This is a genomic window from Oribacterium sp. (genome assembly GCF_057249185.1).
Window position 1 is genome coordinate 1 of the sequence record NZ_DBHIGR010000039.1, and the last position, 14,647, is coordinate 14,647.

Consider the following 14,647-nt stretch of genomic DNA (forward strand, 5'->3'; position numbering starts at 1 on the left):
CGGATTCGGGACTTTAACCCGTTAGAAACGTGCGCCGCTAGGCGCACAAGAAAAAAGAGCTAAGACCATTCCGGTCTAAGCTCTTTTGACACTTTTACTTCTTTTTTACTTCTTTGTCAGGTACTTACGAATATCCAAGGATGCGGCAATGAAGATTACGATACCGATGGCGATGTACTGTGCATTGGGGCTTACACCAAGGTACTGTAATGCGGTCTTTAAAAGCTCCAAAACCGCCACACCGATGAAGGCACTGGATACCTTTCCTCGTCCTCCGGTTACGGATACACCGCCCAGAGCACAGGCTGCGATAGCCTCCATCTCATAACCCAGTCCGGTATTTACGGAAGCTCCTCCGGCCTTCGCTCCCAGCATATAGCCTGCCATGCCGTAAAATGCTGCTGCCTTTGCATAAATCAATACCAAGGTAAGGTTTACAGGAACACCGGCAACCTCTGCCGCCTGTGGGTTTCCACCGATAGCATACATATATTTTCCGTGTCTGGTCATGTTGAAGATAAACCAGGTGATTGCAGCCATCAAAAGGGCAATCCAAATCAAATAGCTTAAGCCTAAGAATTTTCCGGTAGAGAAGATGGTGTAGGACTCAATGTAACCTCCCAAAGGAGTTGCGTTGGTATAGAGAAGGCCTAAACCGTAGATGATTTCCATCATTGCCAGGGTAGCAATGAAGGGAGGTACGGAAAGGTAAGCGATAAACCAACCGGTGATGGTACCGAAGAGGGCACAAATCAGCATTACCAGGAGCAATACCACGAAGGGATTCATGGGACTAATCTTAAGTAAAATTCCATTTCCCATGGAAGCCCAGGGCTCGGACTGGAAGAAACGTCCGGAATAATCCGCCTTTTGCAAAAGGGTTCCTGCAAGGCAGGCACCGAATCCGATCATACGTCCTGCGGAAAGGTCACAACCTGCGGTAATAACGCAGCCTGCAATTCCTAAGGCGATCACTAAGCGGTAGGACATATTGGCCAAAAGATTCATTCCGTTGTCCGCTGTCAAAAAGTTCTTTGTGGTCAATCCTGTATAAATTACCAGGATAAACATAACGATAATAACCCCGTTATTAATCAGAAAATCCGTTAATTTTTGTTTTTGTGTCTTTTCCATTTTCTTTCCCCCTAAAACATCGTAGCAAAGTTCATTACATTTTCCTGGGTCATTTCTTCCTGCTGATTCAGCTCTCCGGTGAGCTTTCCGTTACACATTACGCAGATACGGTCCGCCATACCCAGAAGCTCCGGCATTTCCGAAGAAATCATAATGATCGCCTTGCCCTGTTTTGCCAACTCTTCCATGATTTCATAAATCTCATGCTTTGCCCCGATATCTATACCTCTGGTGGGCTCATCCATAATCAGAATATCCGGGTCCTTGGCCAGCCAGCGGGAAATGATTACCTTCTGCTGGTTTCCTCCGGAAAGATTTCCGATATGCTCTTTCATGCTGGGGGTCTTGATGGACAGACGCTTGATATTGTCATCCACCACCTTGTTAATGGAAGGATGGTCCAGCATAATTCCTGCCTTTAAATACTTATTATAAATCGAAACACCCACATTGTCCTTGATGGAGAGACAGCCGAAAATACCGTTTCCCCGGCGATCCTCGGTAATCATACCGATACCCGCATCCATAGCATCTCTAGGGCGTTTAATATTCACTTCTTTACCGTGAACCTTGATGGTTCCCTTTGCCAAATGACGGATACCGAAGATTCCTTCCATCAGCTCCGTTCTTTGGGCACCTACCAGTCCGCCGAAGCCCAGAATCTCGCCCTTTTTGATGGAGAAAGAAACTCCCCGGAAGGATTTTTCATGGATAGAGGTTAAATCCTCCACCTCCATAATGGTTTCTCCGATGCTGTGATGATGCTCCGGATAAATATTGCTTAACTCTCTACCTACCATCTTGGCAATAATCTGCTCGGTGGTCATCTCCTCTGCGGGCCAGGTTCCTACATAGGTTCCGTCACGCATGATGGTGATGTCGTCGGAAATCCGCTTGATTTCATCCATTTTATGGGAAATGTAAATCATGGCTACGCCCTTCTTCTTCAAATCTCCCATAACCTTAAAGAGGAATTCTACTTCCTTATCGGAAAGAGAAGAGGTAGGCTCGTCGAAGATAATGACCTTGGCGTCGTGGGAAACCGCCTTGGCAATCTCCACCATTTGCATCTGTCCGATAGAAAGAGAGGACAGAGGTGCCTTCACATTGTAAGACAAACCAAGCTCGGAGAGCCATTTCTCCGTATCCTGATTCATCTTCTTATGGTCAATCATCTGAATCGGTCCCAGCTTCTTCACCGGGAAACGACCAAGGTACATATTTTCCGATACGGAACGGGCCAGTACCGGCTGTAATTCCTGATGCACCATGGCTACACCGTGCAGCATAGCATCATCAGGATTGTTGATTTCCACTTTATTTCCATCCAGATAAATCTCTCCCTGATCCATCTTGTAAATGCCGAACAGGCACTTCATCAGAGTGGATTTTCCGGCTCCATTTTCTCCCATTAAGGCATGCACCGTTCCGGGACGAACGGATAGCTGCACCTGGTCTAGGGCCTTTACACCCGGAAATGATTTGGAGATATTTTTCATTTCTAACTTATACTCTGCCATTTCCTCCTCCATTTCTTCACACTACTCTCGGAATGAAAAACAATCGGGGAGGCAAATACACAATGCATCTGCACTCCCCAAATTCGTTCTGTATTGGGAAAATGTTTTCTGCTCCTATTTCTTTAGCAAATCTCCATTTTCCTGATAATCCATGCTTTGAAAAAGTTTTCCTGCAAATCTTATTACTTTAAGAGATTTAATACGTCCTGTGCATTGTCCTTAGTAACCTTTACATAGTCACAACCGATGTAGTGGTCATTTCCCTTACCGCCGAGGTAGTTGATTGCTGCATCTCCTGCTGCGTGGGACTGTGTAAGGAAGTCATTAAATACGGTTCCGGTCTGTGTTCCTGCCAATACATTCTGGCAAGCCTCCTCAAGAGCGTCAACACCTACTAAGTAGATATCCTTTCCAACGGTTCTTCCTGCTGCCTGAATAGCCTGTAAAGCACCAAGAGCCATGGAGTCGTTGTTACAGAAAACAACTTCGATATCCTTACCGTTCTTTGCCAATGCGTTAGCAACCAAAGACTGTGCAAGAGCCTGATCCCAGTTACCAACCTGCTCGTCTAACTTATTTACTTCCATGCCGGCATCCTGTAATGCCTTAACGGAGAACTCTGTTCTGTACTGTGCATCGATGTTCTCAGGGTCACCCTTGATCATGATGTAGTCAACTTTTCCGTTGCCGTTCATATCCAGCTTGTCCATTCCAACGGAAGCGATAATCTCTCCCTGGAAGGTTCCGGACTGACGAGCATCACATCCTACGTATGTTACATCCCAGTTCTTCTCTTCCCATCTCTTCTCTTCGTCCTGATCCGGCTCTCTGTTGATGTAAACCAATGGAATTCCGGCAGCCTGTACCTTATCGGTGATGGTAGCAGCAGAGGAAGAGTTAACAGGGTTAACAATCAAAACGTCTACCTTGTCGGTGATGAAGTTCTCGATCTGGTTGGTCTGTGTAGCCTGGTCATTAGCACCGTCCATAATCTTGATGTTCTCTTTCTTGAATCCCTTGGATACAAGATAATTTTCCAGCTCTGTACGGAAGAGAGTCATGAAGTTATCAGAGAACTGATAGATACATACGCCAACCTTCTTGTCGCTGAAGTCTCCGCTCATTTCTTCTACAGCGGCCTTGGTTCCTTCCATCGCCTTCTCTGTTGCCTTTGCACTTTCCTTCTGCTCAGCAGCTGCGGTAGTTGTCTTTCCGGCATTGCTGCTGCCACATGCAGCTAACATAGATACGGCCAATGCGGATACTGTCAAAGTGCTTAAAATTCTTTTCATTTTTTCCTCCTGTTCGAAATAACTTTCGACTATGTTTAATAACAAGGAGGATTATAGCTTTTCTTTTTTAAAAAAAAAATAGAGTTTTCTTCTTTCATTCTTAGAATTTTTTAGAATTCGGAAGTTTGGTGTTTTTCTACAAAAGAAACAGTTTTCTATGCAATACAGGTCTGAAAGGGGGCACGCTCCCGCTAGCTTCGCCACATAACGGATACTATGCGAAAAACTTCAGTTCCTTCGTTTTTCGCAAGTACCGGCGGGCTCAGACTACCCCTCTTTCAGACCTGTATTGCCGAAAACTGACATGTTCTTTTTTCAAACCCCAAACTGTCCTTTGTCTTCGTCTTTTACCCGTAAACCGCTAATTCCTCGTCTTTATGTACTGATAAGAAAGAAATCTGGTACAGAAGGTGTCCTTCCTTTTCCGCCCGTAGTTCCCATAGCTTTTCTCCATGGTAATCTCGTATTTCGCCCAGAACTTCCCCTAAGGAGACTTTCTCTCCAGGTTTTTTCTTGGGATACCAACAGCCTTCATAAGGGGAATTTATATAGATGAGGTTCTGCATGATTTCTCCTGACTTTAGTGCCGGGGCTATGCCGTCCTTTACCATTCCCTGCAAGCGAAGGAGATTTTTAAGGTCTTCCAAATCTTCTTTTACCTCTTCTTCCGACCATCTTCCCTGACAACCTCTCTCCAGAAGGATGGAGGGTACCCCCTGCATGGAAAGACAGTTATACAGCCCTCCTGAGGTGGTTTTGGATTGAATAATATAAGGAACCTTACAATGTCTTGCCATAAGAAGGGATGTTTCCTTTACCTCCTCCTTACTTTCTCCCAAGAAGTACACATGGGGTAACAGTTCTTCGTGAACCTGCCCTCCATGTAAATCAATGGCAAAGTCAATCCCTTCGGAAAACGCACTCATCACCGTATAGGCTATCCGCTCTGAAAGGCTTCCTTCCTTTTTTCCCGGAAATACCCTGTTTAGGTTCTTTCCGTCCTCCGGCACCATGCTGTTGCGGATACTGCTTTGGAAGCCCGGAAGATTCAAGGGGTGCAAAATATAGAGCTTCCCGAAAAGCTGTTCTTCTCGCAATTCCCCCGCCAGACGGATGGCACTTTCTATCCCTACGAATTCCTCGCTATGAATTCCTGCTGTAATCAGGCCGGTTTTCCCGGGATTTTTTCCGTTAAGTACCGTCATGGGAATGGAATAATCTCCGCCAATCACCGGAAGAAAGTTTTTTTCTCCTATCATCGCTACTCCTCCTTCAATTCTACGATAGAATGTAAGAGCTTCTTCCCATAGGGGTGCTGCACCTTGTGAAGCTTGTCCACCTCCAGGTTTTCCACGATTTCGCCCTGATAGAGAAACAATACTCTGTGGCAAAAATAAGAAATCGAGCTTAAATCATGGGTAATGAAAAAATAGCTAAAGGAAAATTTCTCCTGCAAATCCTTCAGTAAATCCATGACCTGAACCTGGGTGTGGGCATCCAGGGAGCTGATGGCCTCATCAAAGAGAATGATCTTCGGTTCCAGGGCAATGGCTCTGGCAATACAAACTCTTTGTAGCTGTCCTCCGGAAAGCTCATGGGGAAAACGATTGTAATGCTCTTCTCTGAGACCAACCAGTTGCAGAAGCTCCAGTATTTTCTCTTTCTTTTCTCCCTTGGAAAAATGCTTTCCTCCCTGCTTGGAAAGAACATCCAAGGATTCTCCGATGATTTGAAAAACCTGAAATCTGGGATTTACGGAACTGGTATAGTCCTGAAACACAATGCTGATTCTGCCTTCCCGTTCCAAGGTTCCGCTATCCTGCTTCAGTAAACCGGAAAGCACTCTTCCCAAGGTACTTTTTCCACTGCCGGACTCTCCCAGAAGGCCCAGACATTCTCCTTCTCTCAAGAAAAAGGAAACCTTTTTCAATACCTGCTGCTGCTCTTTTCCCAGTAGCTTTTCCTGCTTTTCTTTTAAAAAACTGACGGAAATATCCTTTCCTTCTAATACAATCTTCTTTTCCATATCCATCCTTTTTCATTGGCTAAGCTCTACTGTACTAAAGCTCTTTCATCCTTTGTAATGCCGGGATTTTAGTCCTACAAATCCCTTGTAGTCTTTGCAATACCGGGATTTTAGCCCTGTAAAGCCCTTTTATACTTTTCCATCACCATCTTCTTGCTGCGAATCAGTTCAATGGTATAGGGATCCTTGGCTCCCTGCACAATCTCCGAAAAGCTTCCCTCATCCACGATGCGCCCCTGATTCATCACCAAAATTCGATCTGCAATTTGAGAAATCACGCCCAAATCATGGGTGATAAAAATCATTCCCGTATTGCCCTGCTCATGAATTTTTTGAAACTCCTTCATGATTTCATACTGGGTAATGGCATCGATAGCGGTAGTCGGCTCATCCGCCACCAAAAGGGAAGGCTGCATGGATAAAGCCAGCCCAATCATAATTCTTTGCAAAAGTCCGCCACTAAGCTGGTGGGGATATTTTTCCAAAAGATCCTTTCCCTCTCGAATCTGCATCTTTTCCAAGAGCTTTAGGCTTCTTTCCAGAATTTCCTCCTGACTGATGCTTTCATGGGAACGCCAAGTTTCCGCCATTTGACTTCCCATGCGATACAAGGGGTCAAAGCAGGTCATGGGATTTTGTAAAATCATGGCAATATCTTTTCCCCGATGCTGCCGAAGATGCTCTCTGCCATCGGTCATCAGATCATGTCCCTGAAAAACGGCCTCTCCTTCTACTCTGAATTGTTGGGGAAGCAAGCCCAAAACAGCCTTGATACTCATACTTTTTCCGCTTCCGGACTCTCCCAGAATTCCCAGGCATTCCCCTTTTTTTACGGAAAAGGAAATGTCCTTCACGATATCCTTTTGCAGCTTTTTCTTTGGCGCAAAGGATACGGATAAATTTTTTACGGATAAAATAGCATCCTCAATCATTTGATACTCTCTCCCCTTTCTATGCCATCGCTTCCTTAGGATCGAAGGCATCTCGCAAAGCATCTCCCAAGAAGTTAAAAGATGCCACCACCAGCACAATGGCAATTCCGGGTGCCAGCATTTGCACCGGATTGGTGGTCATCACATTCTTTGCCTCATTCAGCATGGCGCCCCACTCCGGTGTAGGCGCCTGTACCCCCAGTCCCAGGAAGGACAGGGTGGAAATGTTTAGAATCGCCCAACCCATATCCAAAGTCGCCAGTACCGCAAGCTCCGAAGAGATAGCGGGAATCAGGTGCTTCACAATAATATAGGGAGTCGTATTTCCAATACTTCTAGAATAAAGAATGTAGTTTTTATCCTTGTACTTTAAAACATTGGTGCGAATCATCCTGGCGTACCAGGCCCATTTGATGAAAACATTGGCCAAAATCACATTCCGCACATCCACGCCCAGAAGCGCTACCACTGCAAAAACCATAATCTGACTGGGAAAAGACAGCATCACATCCACAAGGCGCATGATGACTTCTTCCAAGGGTCCACGAAAATATCCTGATAGGACGCCCATAAGGGTACCGATAAAAATCGTTCCCACCATGGTCAGAAGAGAAAGAAAAAGCGTAGGCCGGATGCCATAAATCAAACGGCTTAAAATACATCTTCCCAGCTGATCCGTCCCCAAGGGATAGGTAAGGGAAAAGGGGGCAAATTTTTGAATAATATTGGTTTCATAGGGGTCATGGGGCGCAAAAAACGGTGCGAAAATTCCCACAATGCTCAACAAAAGCAAGAAGAATAAGATTCCCATGGCCATTTTGTTTTGAACAAATCGTTTTCCCATTTTCCCTCCTTAAGCCTGATTTCGCATTCTCGGGTCTGCCACGTACTGTAAAATATCAAAGAGCAGATTGAAAATGACGAACAAAAAGCCGATAAACAAAACATAGCATTGAATCACCGGATAATCTCTGTTGAAAATGGACTCAATGCAAAGCTTTCCAAGACCGGGCCAGGCAAAGACATTTTCCACCACAATAGTTCCGGAAATCATCTGGGGAAGCGCCATACCGATAGCCACAATACAGGTATGCATAGAGTTCTTTAAGATATGTCGAAGCAGAATATTCCTTTGCCGAAGCCCTCTGGCATTGGCATAAAGCACATAGTCCTCCTTCATATTTTCCAGCATATTGTTTCGAATCAGACGAATATAGGTGGAAATATAAGTTAGCGCCACGGTAAAGGAGGGGAGAATCAGGTAACGAAAATCTCCGCTTCCGCTGGTGGGCAGTAAATCCAGCTTAATACTGACAATCCACATCAAAAGCAATCCCACCCAGTAAGCCGGCATGGCCGTGGTAGCGAAAACGAAGGTTCGCATAATCCGGTCAAACCAACTGTTTTGGTAAACGGCACAGAAAAAACCGATAGGAATACTCAATACGATAACGAAAACCAAAGAGCTTAAGGCCAGCTTTAAGGTCGCCGGAAGGCAGCGAGCCATCTCTCCCAGTACCGTACGGCTGGGATTTACATAGCTGACGCCGAAATTTAAGTGAATGCAATCTCCCAACCAACGAATGTAACGAATCAGGAAGGGATCATCCAATCCCAGCTCCTTCCGTACAGCAGCCACCGCCTCCTCCGTAATAATGGGAGTTTGGCGCACGCGAAGAGCCACCTCTGCAGGATCGGAGGGAATCAGGTTGATAAAGACAAAGCATACAAAGGAAATACATAGTAATAAAGGAATCGCAGAGAGGATTCTTTTGATTATATAGACTTTCATAGAACTCCTTAGAAAAAACCTTCAATAGGAAGCATTTTGTGCAGAAACAACAATCGCTTTAATCGAAAAGAAAAGCCATGAAAAGGGGCTGTAGAAAAAAATTAAGATGATTTTCTAAGCAATATAGGCCTGAAATGGGGGCACGGGCTCAGACTGCCCCCCCGCATTCAGACCTATATTGCCGAAAATTCTTATTGTTTTGATTATTTCTATTCCCTTTTTTCACTGCTCTTCAAGCGAAAGAAGATTAATTTTCGAAATACATCTCCTCAAAGGGAATCTCGTACTGGCTTTGGCTGAAGCGAACGCCCTTAAGAGTCTTCCGATAAATCGCCTTATTGTTCTCATAGGTTAATGGGATATATACCGCATCTTCATGCAGGGAGGTCAGCACCTCTGTATACAGATCCTGCCTTTCCTTCTCATCAGTGGAGAGCAAAATCTTCTGAATGGCTTCATCGATTTCCTTCTTATTTTCCAGTCCCTGCTGTGCCGCATAGTCTCCGTAAACCGGAGCGGTCATAGCGGAAAGGGAGGACTGAGGATCATAGGGAGTTCCCCAGGAAATGTTGAAGACCATGTCAAAATTTCCCGCCTTCATATTGTCTCTATAGGACTGTTCTTCCTGTCCGTTCAGCTGAATATCCACACCAATCTGCTTGTACTCCGCCTGCAAATATTCTCCGATACTCTTCTCCGTTACGGAATCGCTGTTGTAAAGAAGCTCTAAGCTAAGCTTCTTGCCATCCTTAACACGAATACCGTCACTACCGGCCTTCCAGCCTGCCTCTTCCAAAAGACTCTTAGACTTATCGCTGTCATGCTCATAGGGAGTCAGCTCAATGTTGCAATAGGGCACAGTCTTGGAAAATAAAGTATCCGCCGGCTTCTCCAAGCCATAGAATAAGCCATCGGAAATAGACTGCTTATCCGTAGCGTGCTCTAAAGCCTTACGCACCTTAATATCGGAGAGGATTTCATCCTGGGTATTCATAACAATCTGTCTTGTGGAAGTCGGATCGGACAAGGCTACGGCAATGCTGTCGCTATCTTGATATTTCTTGATGGCATCCGCATCAATCATATTTTTTCCGTAAATCAGGTCAATCTCTCCCTTGTCCAAAGCCAAAATTCTGGTTTGGTTATCCGGAATTACCTTTGCCACAATGGTCTTAATCTTAGGAACCTCTCCCCAGTAATTGGGATTAGCCTCAAAGGTCGCATACTCGTCTGTAACGAAATCCTTTAAAACATAGGGGCCTGTTCCGATATAGGCTTCCACCCCATCCTTTGTGGAGCCGTTCTTCATAGCCTTGGGGGAAATCATGGCAAAGGGTCTGGTTACCCCAAGCTCGGTAAGCAGGGGATAATAAGCCTCGGAAAGGGTAATCACAAAGGTCTTATCATCCGTAGCCACCGCGCTCTGTAGCAGCTCCATACTTCTTAACCAGGTATGTCTTTCCTTGTTCTCAATAATGGCATCAAAGTTTGCCTGAATCGCCTTGGCATCGCAAACTTCTCCGTCAGAGAACTTTACCCCATCTCGAATATGGAAGGTATACACCTTTCCATCCTCACTGATTTCCCATTTTTCTGCCAGACAGGGGCTGTATCCCTCTGCTGTAATACTTACCAAGGTATCATACAGCATGGACTGGGCATACATTTCTCCGGCATACAGATGGGGATTTAAATCACGAATGTCTCGGAAGTTTACAAAACGAAGGGTTCCCGCCTCTTCACCGCTTGCGCCGGATGTCTGACTATCCCCTGCTGCCCCTGTGCCGCTATTCGCGCTCTTTCCACCGCCACATGCCATTAAGAATGCACTTAACAATGCCACGCCCAAAGCCAGTCTGTATCTTTTCTTTACCATTCCTTCCTCCTTTAGCTCCATTATTTCCTTGTTTATTTTCTTAAAAATGTTGATTTACTTGTTTGGCTTACAGATTGTAGCAAAGGCAGTTAGTTTTTACTAATAAAATTTCAATATACTTAGGGTATACGGTTTTTGTATAACATTACACACTAACTCAATATAATATCCTCTCAAAAACACGAGACCAAAATAAAGAATCCTTACTAAAGAGGCATAAAAATAGCGTAGCAGCCATAAAACTGATACGCTTAAAAAGTCTAACTTTAGAGGGGCACTTCACTGGTCTCCTGCAAAAAGGCTCCCCAGGTTCTCCAAATATCGTTTTTCAATTTCATCCATTTCCTGATTCTGTTTATGCACATAGCCTAAAAGTATACCGCTTCCACATCCTTCTATAGACACCGCATGAATTTCCATTTCCCGAGCCATTTTCTTACTGAAAAAGTCTACTCCCAAACAGCAAAGCGTAGTTTCTCTCAACATATGCATCATACAATGGTCACTATCCGTATGAACCCTGTGTTTTAAATCCTTATATTCCAGAGCACCTGAGCTGAACTTTCCCATGTAAGACAGACTGGTAAAGTAATCTTCATTTTCCTGTACAAACTCTAAATCCTTTAAAGCATCAAAGGGAACGGATGCCCTCTCATAAAGCGGATGCTGTTTTCCCACATAGACACAAAACCTACCGCTTCGAAGCATGGTAAATTCCAAGCCTTTATTTTGCAAAATGCGTCGAAAGGGAGCCAGCTGCTGCTTGGCAATCTGCACCACACCAATCCGTACAATTCCCTGGCTGATATAGTTTAAAACCTGCTCTGTGGTACCTTCCTTATAATCTATATGCAGGTTCTCTTCCCTATGCTCGTTATAAAATTTGGCCAGATTATTGGAAAGCATCCCGCTGGGATAGGAGGCGATGTTTAATTTCTTCTGTCTCTCATCTATGGACAGCTCCTGCATGTGCTCCACATTTTTCAGAATATTCTTCGCATAGTAGGAAAGCTGCTCCCCAAAGGAGGAAAGGACGATTCCCTTGGCACTACGAAGGAATATGGGATTCCCCAGTTCTTCCTCCAGGCTGTGAATCACTCGACTGACATTGGGCTGGGAAGTATAGAGGCGTTCCGCCGCCTTATTCAAGCTGCCGCACTCTACTGCCGCCATAAAGTATTGCAGTTGCTTAATGTCCATTTTCTCCCTCTTCGATATTTTTACTGTCCGATAAAATGTATAGAGGTCTATCCTTCAGTTCTTCAAACAAAATGGCGATATATTCCCCGATAATTCCGATGACGAAAAAGAGTACCGCAAACATAAAGCAAAGCACCACCACGATGGTGGCATAGCCGGAGGGAGCACCCTTTCTGGTTAAAAGGGTGTAAATCAAAAGTACGGTTCCCAGTCCGCCGCTGCAAATAGCTGCAAAAATCCCCAGCTGTAAAGGAAGGTTGGAAAAGGTAAAGAGGGTGTTTTTGGAAAACTGCCAAAGCTTACTCAGGGAATAATGACTTTGTCCCGCCTGTCTTGCCGCCGCCTCATAGCGAATGCTGGTTTTGGGAAAGCCCACGGACTGAACAAAGCCCCGAAGATAACGGACCTTTTCCCGATAATGCTTCTTTAAAACCTGCTGCACCTTTTTGGAAATGCCGAAGAAATCGGAAGCGTTTTCCTCAAAATGCACCGGAGAAACATGGTTTAAAATCCAGTAAAAAAGGGCGGAAGTGATGTTCTTCACAAAGCCTGCAGAAGGGTTCTTGGTGCGCACCATAGACACCACCTGATAGCCCTCCTCCGACTTTTTCAGCATTTCCGAAATCAACTCGGGGGGATGCTGTAAATCCGCATCCATAAAAACCAGAAAATCCCCCTTGGCATGATCCAGGCCGGCGGTCATGGCCGCCTCATGGCCGAAGTTTCGGGAAAAGGACAGCACTCGCACGTGTTCCTTGTCTCTCTCTGCAAAATTCTCTAAGAGAATGGCACTTTTATCCTGAGAACCGTCATTCACAAAGACGATTTCATAGTCATAGCCCAGCTCCTGTAATTTTTCACAAGACTGGCTGCAATGCTGATAAAACTGCTCCAAGCTGTCTTCCTCGTTATATACAGAAACAATTACACTACAAATCTTTTCCAAGTTCATCCCTTCTCTCTAAAACAATCCCTCATTGAAATGATTTTTCTTGAGCCTTTTATCCGTCCTAACTTTTTAGTCATCTTTGTTCAACGACTTTAGCAAGATCTTCTACCCTTCGCCGTCTTAAATCATTTCCTCGTGGCTAGGTACCTGCTCTTCTTTCTTCGGCGGTGTCATATAATCCCCATATAGCATTTTCAGCACACTGTCGTAGTCTTTCGGCACCGGAAATTCCTTTCCGGCAAAGGGCTTATACTGCACCGGCTCCTCCCAGCTGTATTGCACTTTGCAATACTGGAAGTCCGGCTGATAGTTGGAAAAATACAGGAAATCCTCTCCCTTTCTTTGGCTCTTTTCTCTTCTTGCTCCCTGAGCCCACCTGTCCTGCAAAGAAAACAGAAAGGGAAGGGGAAGGCATTTTCCCAAAGTGGCAAGAACCGCCACAAAGAGCTTTGCCAATGGCGAATACTTCCGAAAATCCAGCTTTCTCCGATGTCCCATGGCCAGGCCAAAGATCATCTGCTGCCGAAAACGATACAGCTTATCCAAAAGAGCATTTCTCGGGCAGTCATCCAAAATAAAGCAGTCCACCCAAAGATGATTCAGCTTTCCTTCGTAAAAGGCATCCTCTTCTCCCTCGACTTCCCGTCTTTTGCTGTTCAAATCCACAATACGGGGCACAAAGTCATAAAAGGAACGACCGTTTCTATAGCTGTTAGGCATCAGTAGGGCAAAGTTTTCCGAAAGTTCCTCCTTCGCCACCTTTTCAAACTTTTCCCATTCCTCCCGTAAAAAACAAAGATCCACATCATCATCCCAGGGGATAAAGCCTTCATGGCGAATGGCTCCCAGCAGGGTTCCGGAATCTAAGCGGTAGCTGATTTTATGTTTTTCACAAATACGGTGAATCTCCTCCAAAATGGTGAAGCCCCGCCTCTGCTTTTCCGCTAAGTCCATACCCTACCCTTTCTACTGTTTTTACCCTAAAATAGTTTTACTCTCATTGCACCAAGGCTTCAGCCTTAGTTCTTCCTCTAAAAATCCTTTTCAAGCCCCAAGCTAAAGACTCCATCTAAAGCCTCAATTCCGGTCTTCCGAGGCAAAGGCCAAAACCTGTGCTTCGGAAAACTTCCGTAAGTCCTCTCCTCTGTGCCATGCCTTATACCAATCTACGGTTTTCTCCACCGCTTCCTTCACGGTATAACGGGGCTGCCAGCCAAAGACCTTCTTTAGCTTCTCCGTGCTTAACTGTAAAAATCCGGCTTCATGGGGGGCATTGGGCTCTGCCTGATTCTCCCAGCTTGCTCTCTCTCCCCAGAACTCCACGAAAAGCTCTGCCAAGGCTCCTGTGGTAATGGCATCGGAAAGCTCCGGCCCCACATTGTAATAGCCGGCAAATTGCTTTCCCTCTTCCCCTGCCTGTCTTGCCACGATTTCCAGATAGACAAAAAGCGGCTCCAAGACATGCTCATAGGGGCGGACGGAATAGGGATTTCGAATGCCGATGGGCTCTCCCTTAATGCTCTTCCGTACACAGTCCGGAATAATACGATCCTTGGCAAAATCCCCTCCACCGATGACATTTCCGGCTCTTGCGGTGGAAATTCTTGGAAGAAAGCTTTTGCCTTTCCCGTAGGCGGAATCCTCGGAAAAGAAGGACTTCTGATAGCTATGGGTTACCAGCTCTGAGCAGGACTTGGAGTTGGAATAGGGATCGTGTCCGTCCAGCTTCTCCTCCTCCATAAAGGCGTGTCCCTCCTGATCCGGATTCTCGTAAACCTTGTCCGTAGTAACATTTAATACGGAACGAACAGAGGGACAATGCCGTACCGCTTCCAGAAGATTCACCGTTCCCATCACATTGGTCTCGTAGGTTTCTCTGGGGAACAGATAGGATTCCCGCACCAGGGGCTGTGCCGCCAAGTGGAA

13 protein-coding genes are annotated in these 14,647 nt (G+C 45.4%); all 13 read right to left on the reverse strand.

Features of this window, described 5'->3' with window-relative positions:
• Positions 1 to 105: 105 nt before the first annotated feature.
• Positions 106 to 1,134 (reverse strand): galactose/methyl galactoside ABC transporter permease MglC, encoded by a 1,029-nt coding sequence (locus tag ACO4PX_RS03695; protein WP_315369430.1) that lies wholly within the window; start codon positions 1,132 to 1,134, stop codon positions 106 to 108.
• A gap of 11 nt (positions 1,135 to 1,145) precedes the next feature.
• Complete coding sequence (locus ACO4PX_RS03700) at positions 1,146 to 2,654, reverse strand: sugar ABC transporter ATP-binding protein (protein ID WP_485571523.1); 1,509 nt, start codon at positions 2,652 to 2,654, stop codon at positions 1,146 to 1,148.
• Positions 2,655 to 2,836: 182 nt separating this feature from the next.
• Positions 2,837 to 3,946: a galactose ABC transporter substrate-binding protein gene (locus ACO4PX_RS03705; protein WP_308579513.1), complete on the reverse strand. Its 1,110-nt coding sequence runs from the start codon at positions 3,944 to 3,946 to the stop codon at positions 2,837 to 2,839.
• A 347-nt stretch (positions 3,947 to 4,293) separates the two neighbouring features.
• Entirely contained in the window at positions 4,294 to 5,205 is a 912-nt protein-coding gene (locus ACO4PX_RS03710; RefSeq protein ID WP_485571525.1) for a succinylglutamate desuccinylase/aspartoacylase family protein, read from the reverse strand.
• 2 nt (positions 5,206 to 5,207) lie between these two features.
• Positions 5,208 to 5,972, reverse strand: a complete 765-nt coding sequence (locus tag ACO4PX_RS03715) for an ABC transporter ATP-binding protein (protein ID WP_485571527.1) — start codon at positions 5,970 to 5,972, stop codon at positions 5,208 to 5,210.
• Positions 5,973 to 6,082: 110 nt separating this feature from the next.
• Positions 6,083 to 6,904, reverse strand: coding sequence for an ABC transporter ATP-binding protein (locus tag ACO4PX_RS03720; protein ID WP_485571529.1), 822 nt, complete (start codon positions 6,902 to 6,904; stop codon positions 6,083 to 6,085).
• Positions 6,905 to 6,923: 19 nt separating this feature from the next.
• A complete protein-coding gene (opp1C, locus tag ACO4PX_RS03725) occupies positions 6,924 to 7,748 on the reverse strand; it encodes a nickel/cobalt ABC transporter permease (RefSeq protein WP_485571531.1) in 825 nt (274 codons plus the stop codon).
• Between the two features lie 9 nt (positions 7,749 to 7,757).
• Complete coding sequence (opp1B, locus tag ACO4PX_RS03730) at positions 7,758 to 8,696, reverse strand: nickel/cobalt ABC transporter permease (RefSeq protein WP_485571533.1); 939 nt, start codon at positions 8,694 to 8,696, stop codon at positions 7,758 to 7,760.
• Positions 8,697 to 8,943: 247 nt separating this feature from the next.
• Positions 8,944 to 10,572 (reverse strand): nickel ABC transporter substrate-binding protein, encoded by a 1,629-nt coding sequence (gene nikA, locus ACO4PX_RS03735; protein ID WP_485571535.1) that lies wholly within the window; start codon positions 10,570 to 10,572, stop codon positions 8,944 to 8,946.
• 279 nt (positions 10,573 to 10,851) lie between these two features.
• Complete coding sequence (locus tag ACO4PX_RS03740) at positions 10,852 to 11,772, reverse strand: LysR family transcriptional regulator (protein ID WP_485571537.1); 921 nt, start codon at positions 11,770 to 11,772, stop codon at positions 10,852 to 10,854.
• On the reverse strand, positions 11,762 to 12,718 hold the full coding sequence (locus ACO4PX_RS03745) for a glycosyltransferase family 2 protein (protein ID WP_485571539.1): 957 nt from the start codon (positions 12,716 to 12,718) through the stop codon (positions 11,762 to 11,764). Before ACO4PX_RS03745 ends, ACO4PX_RS03740 begins: the two co-directional genes overlap by 11 nt.
• Positions 12,719 to 12,841: 123 nt before the next feature.
• Entirely contained in the window at positions 12,842 to 13,675 is an 834-nt protein-coding gene (locus ACO4PX_RS03750) for a LicD family protein (protein WP_485571541.1), read from the reverse strand.
• Positions 13,676 to 13,798: 123 nt separating this feature from the next.
• The coding region (gene rfbG, locus ACO4PX_RS03755) for a CDP-glucose 4,6-dehydratase (RefSeq protein WP_485571543.1) at positions 13,799 to 14,647 on the reverse strand (849 nt) is incomplete at its 5' end.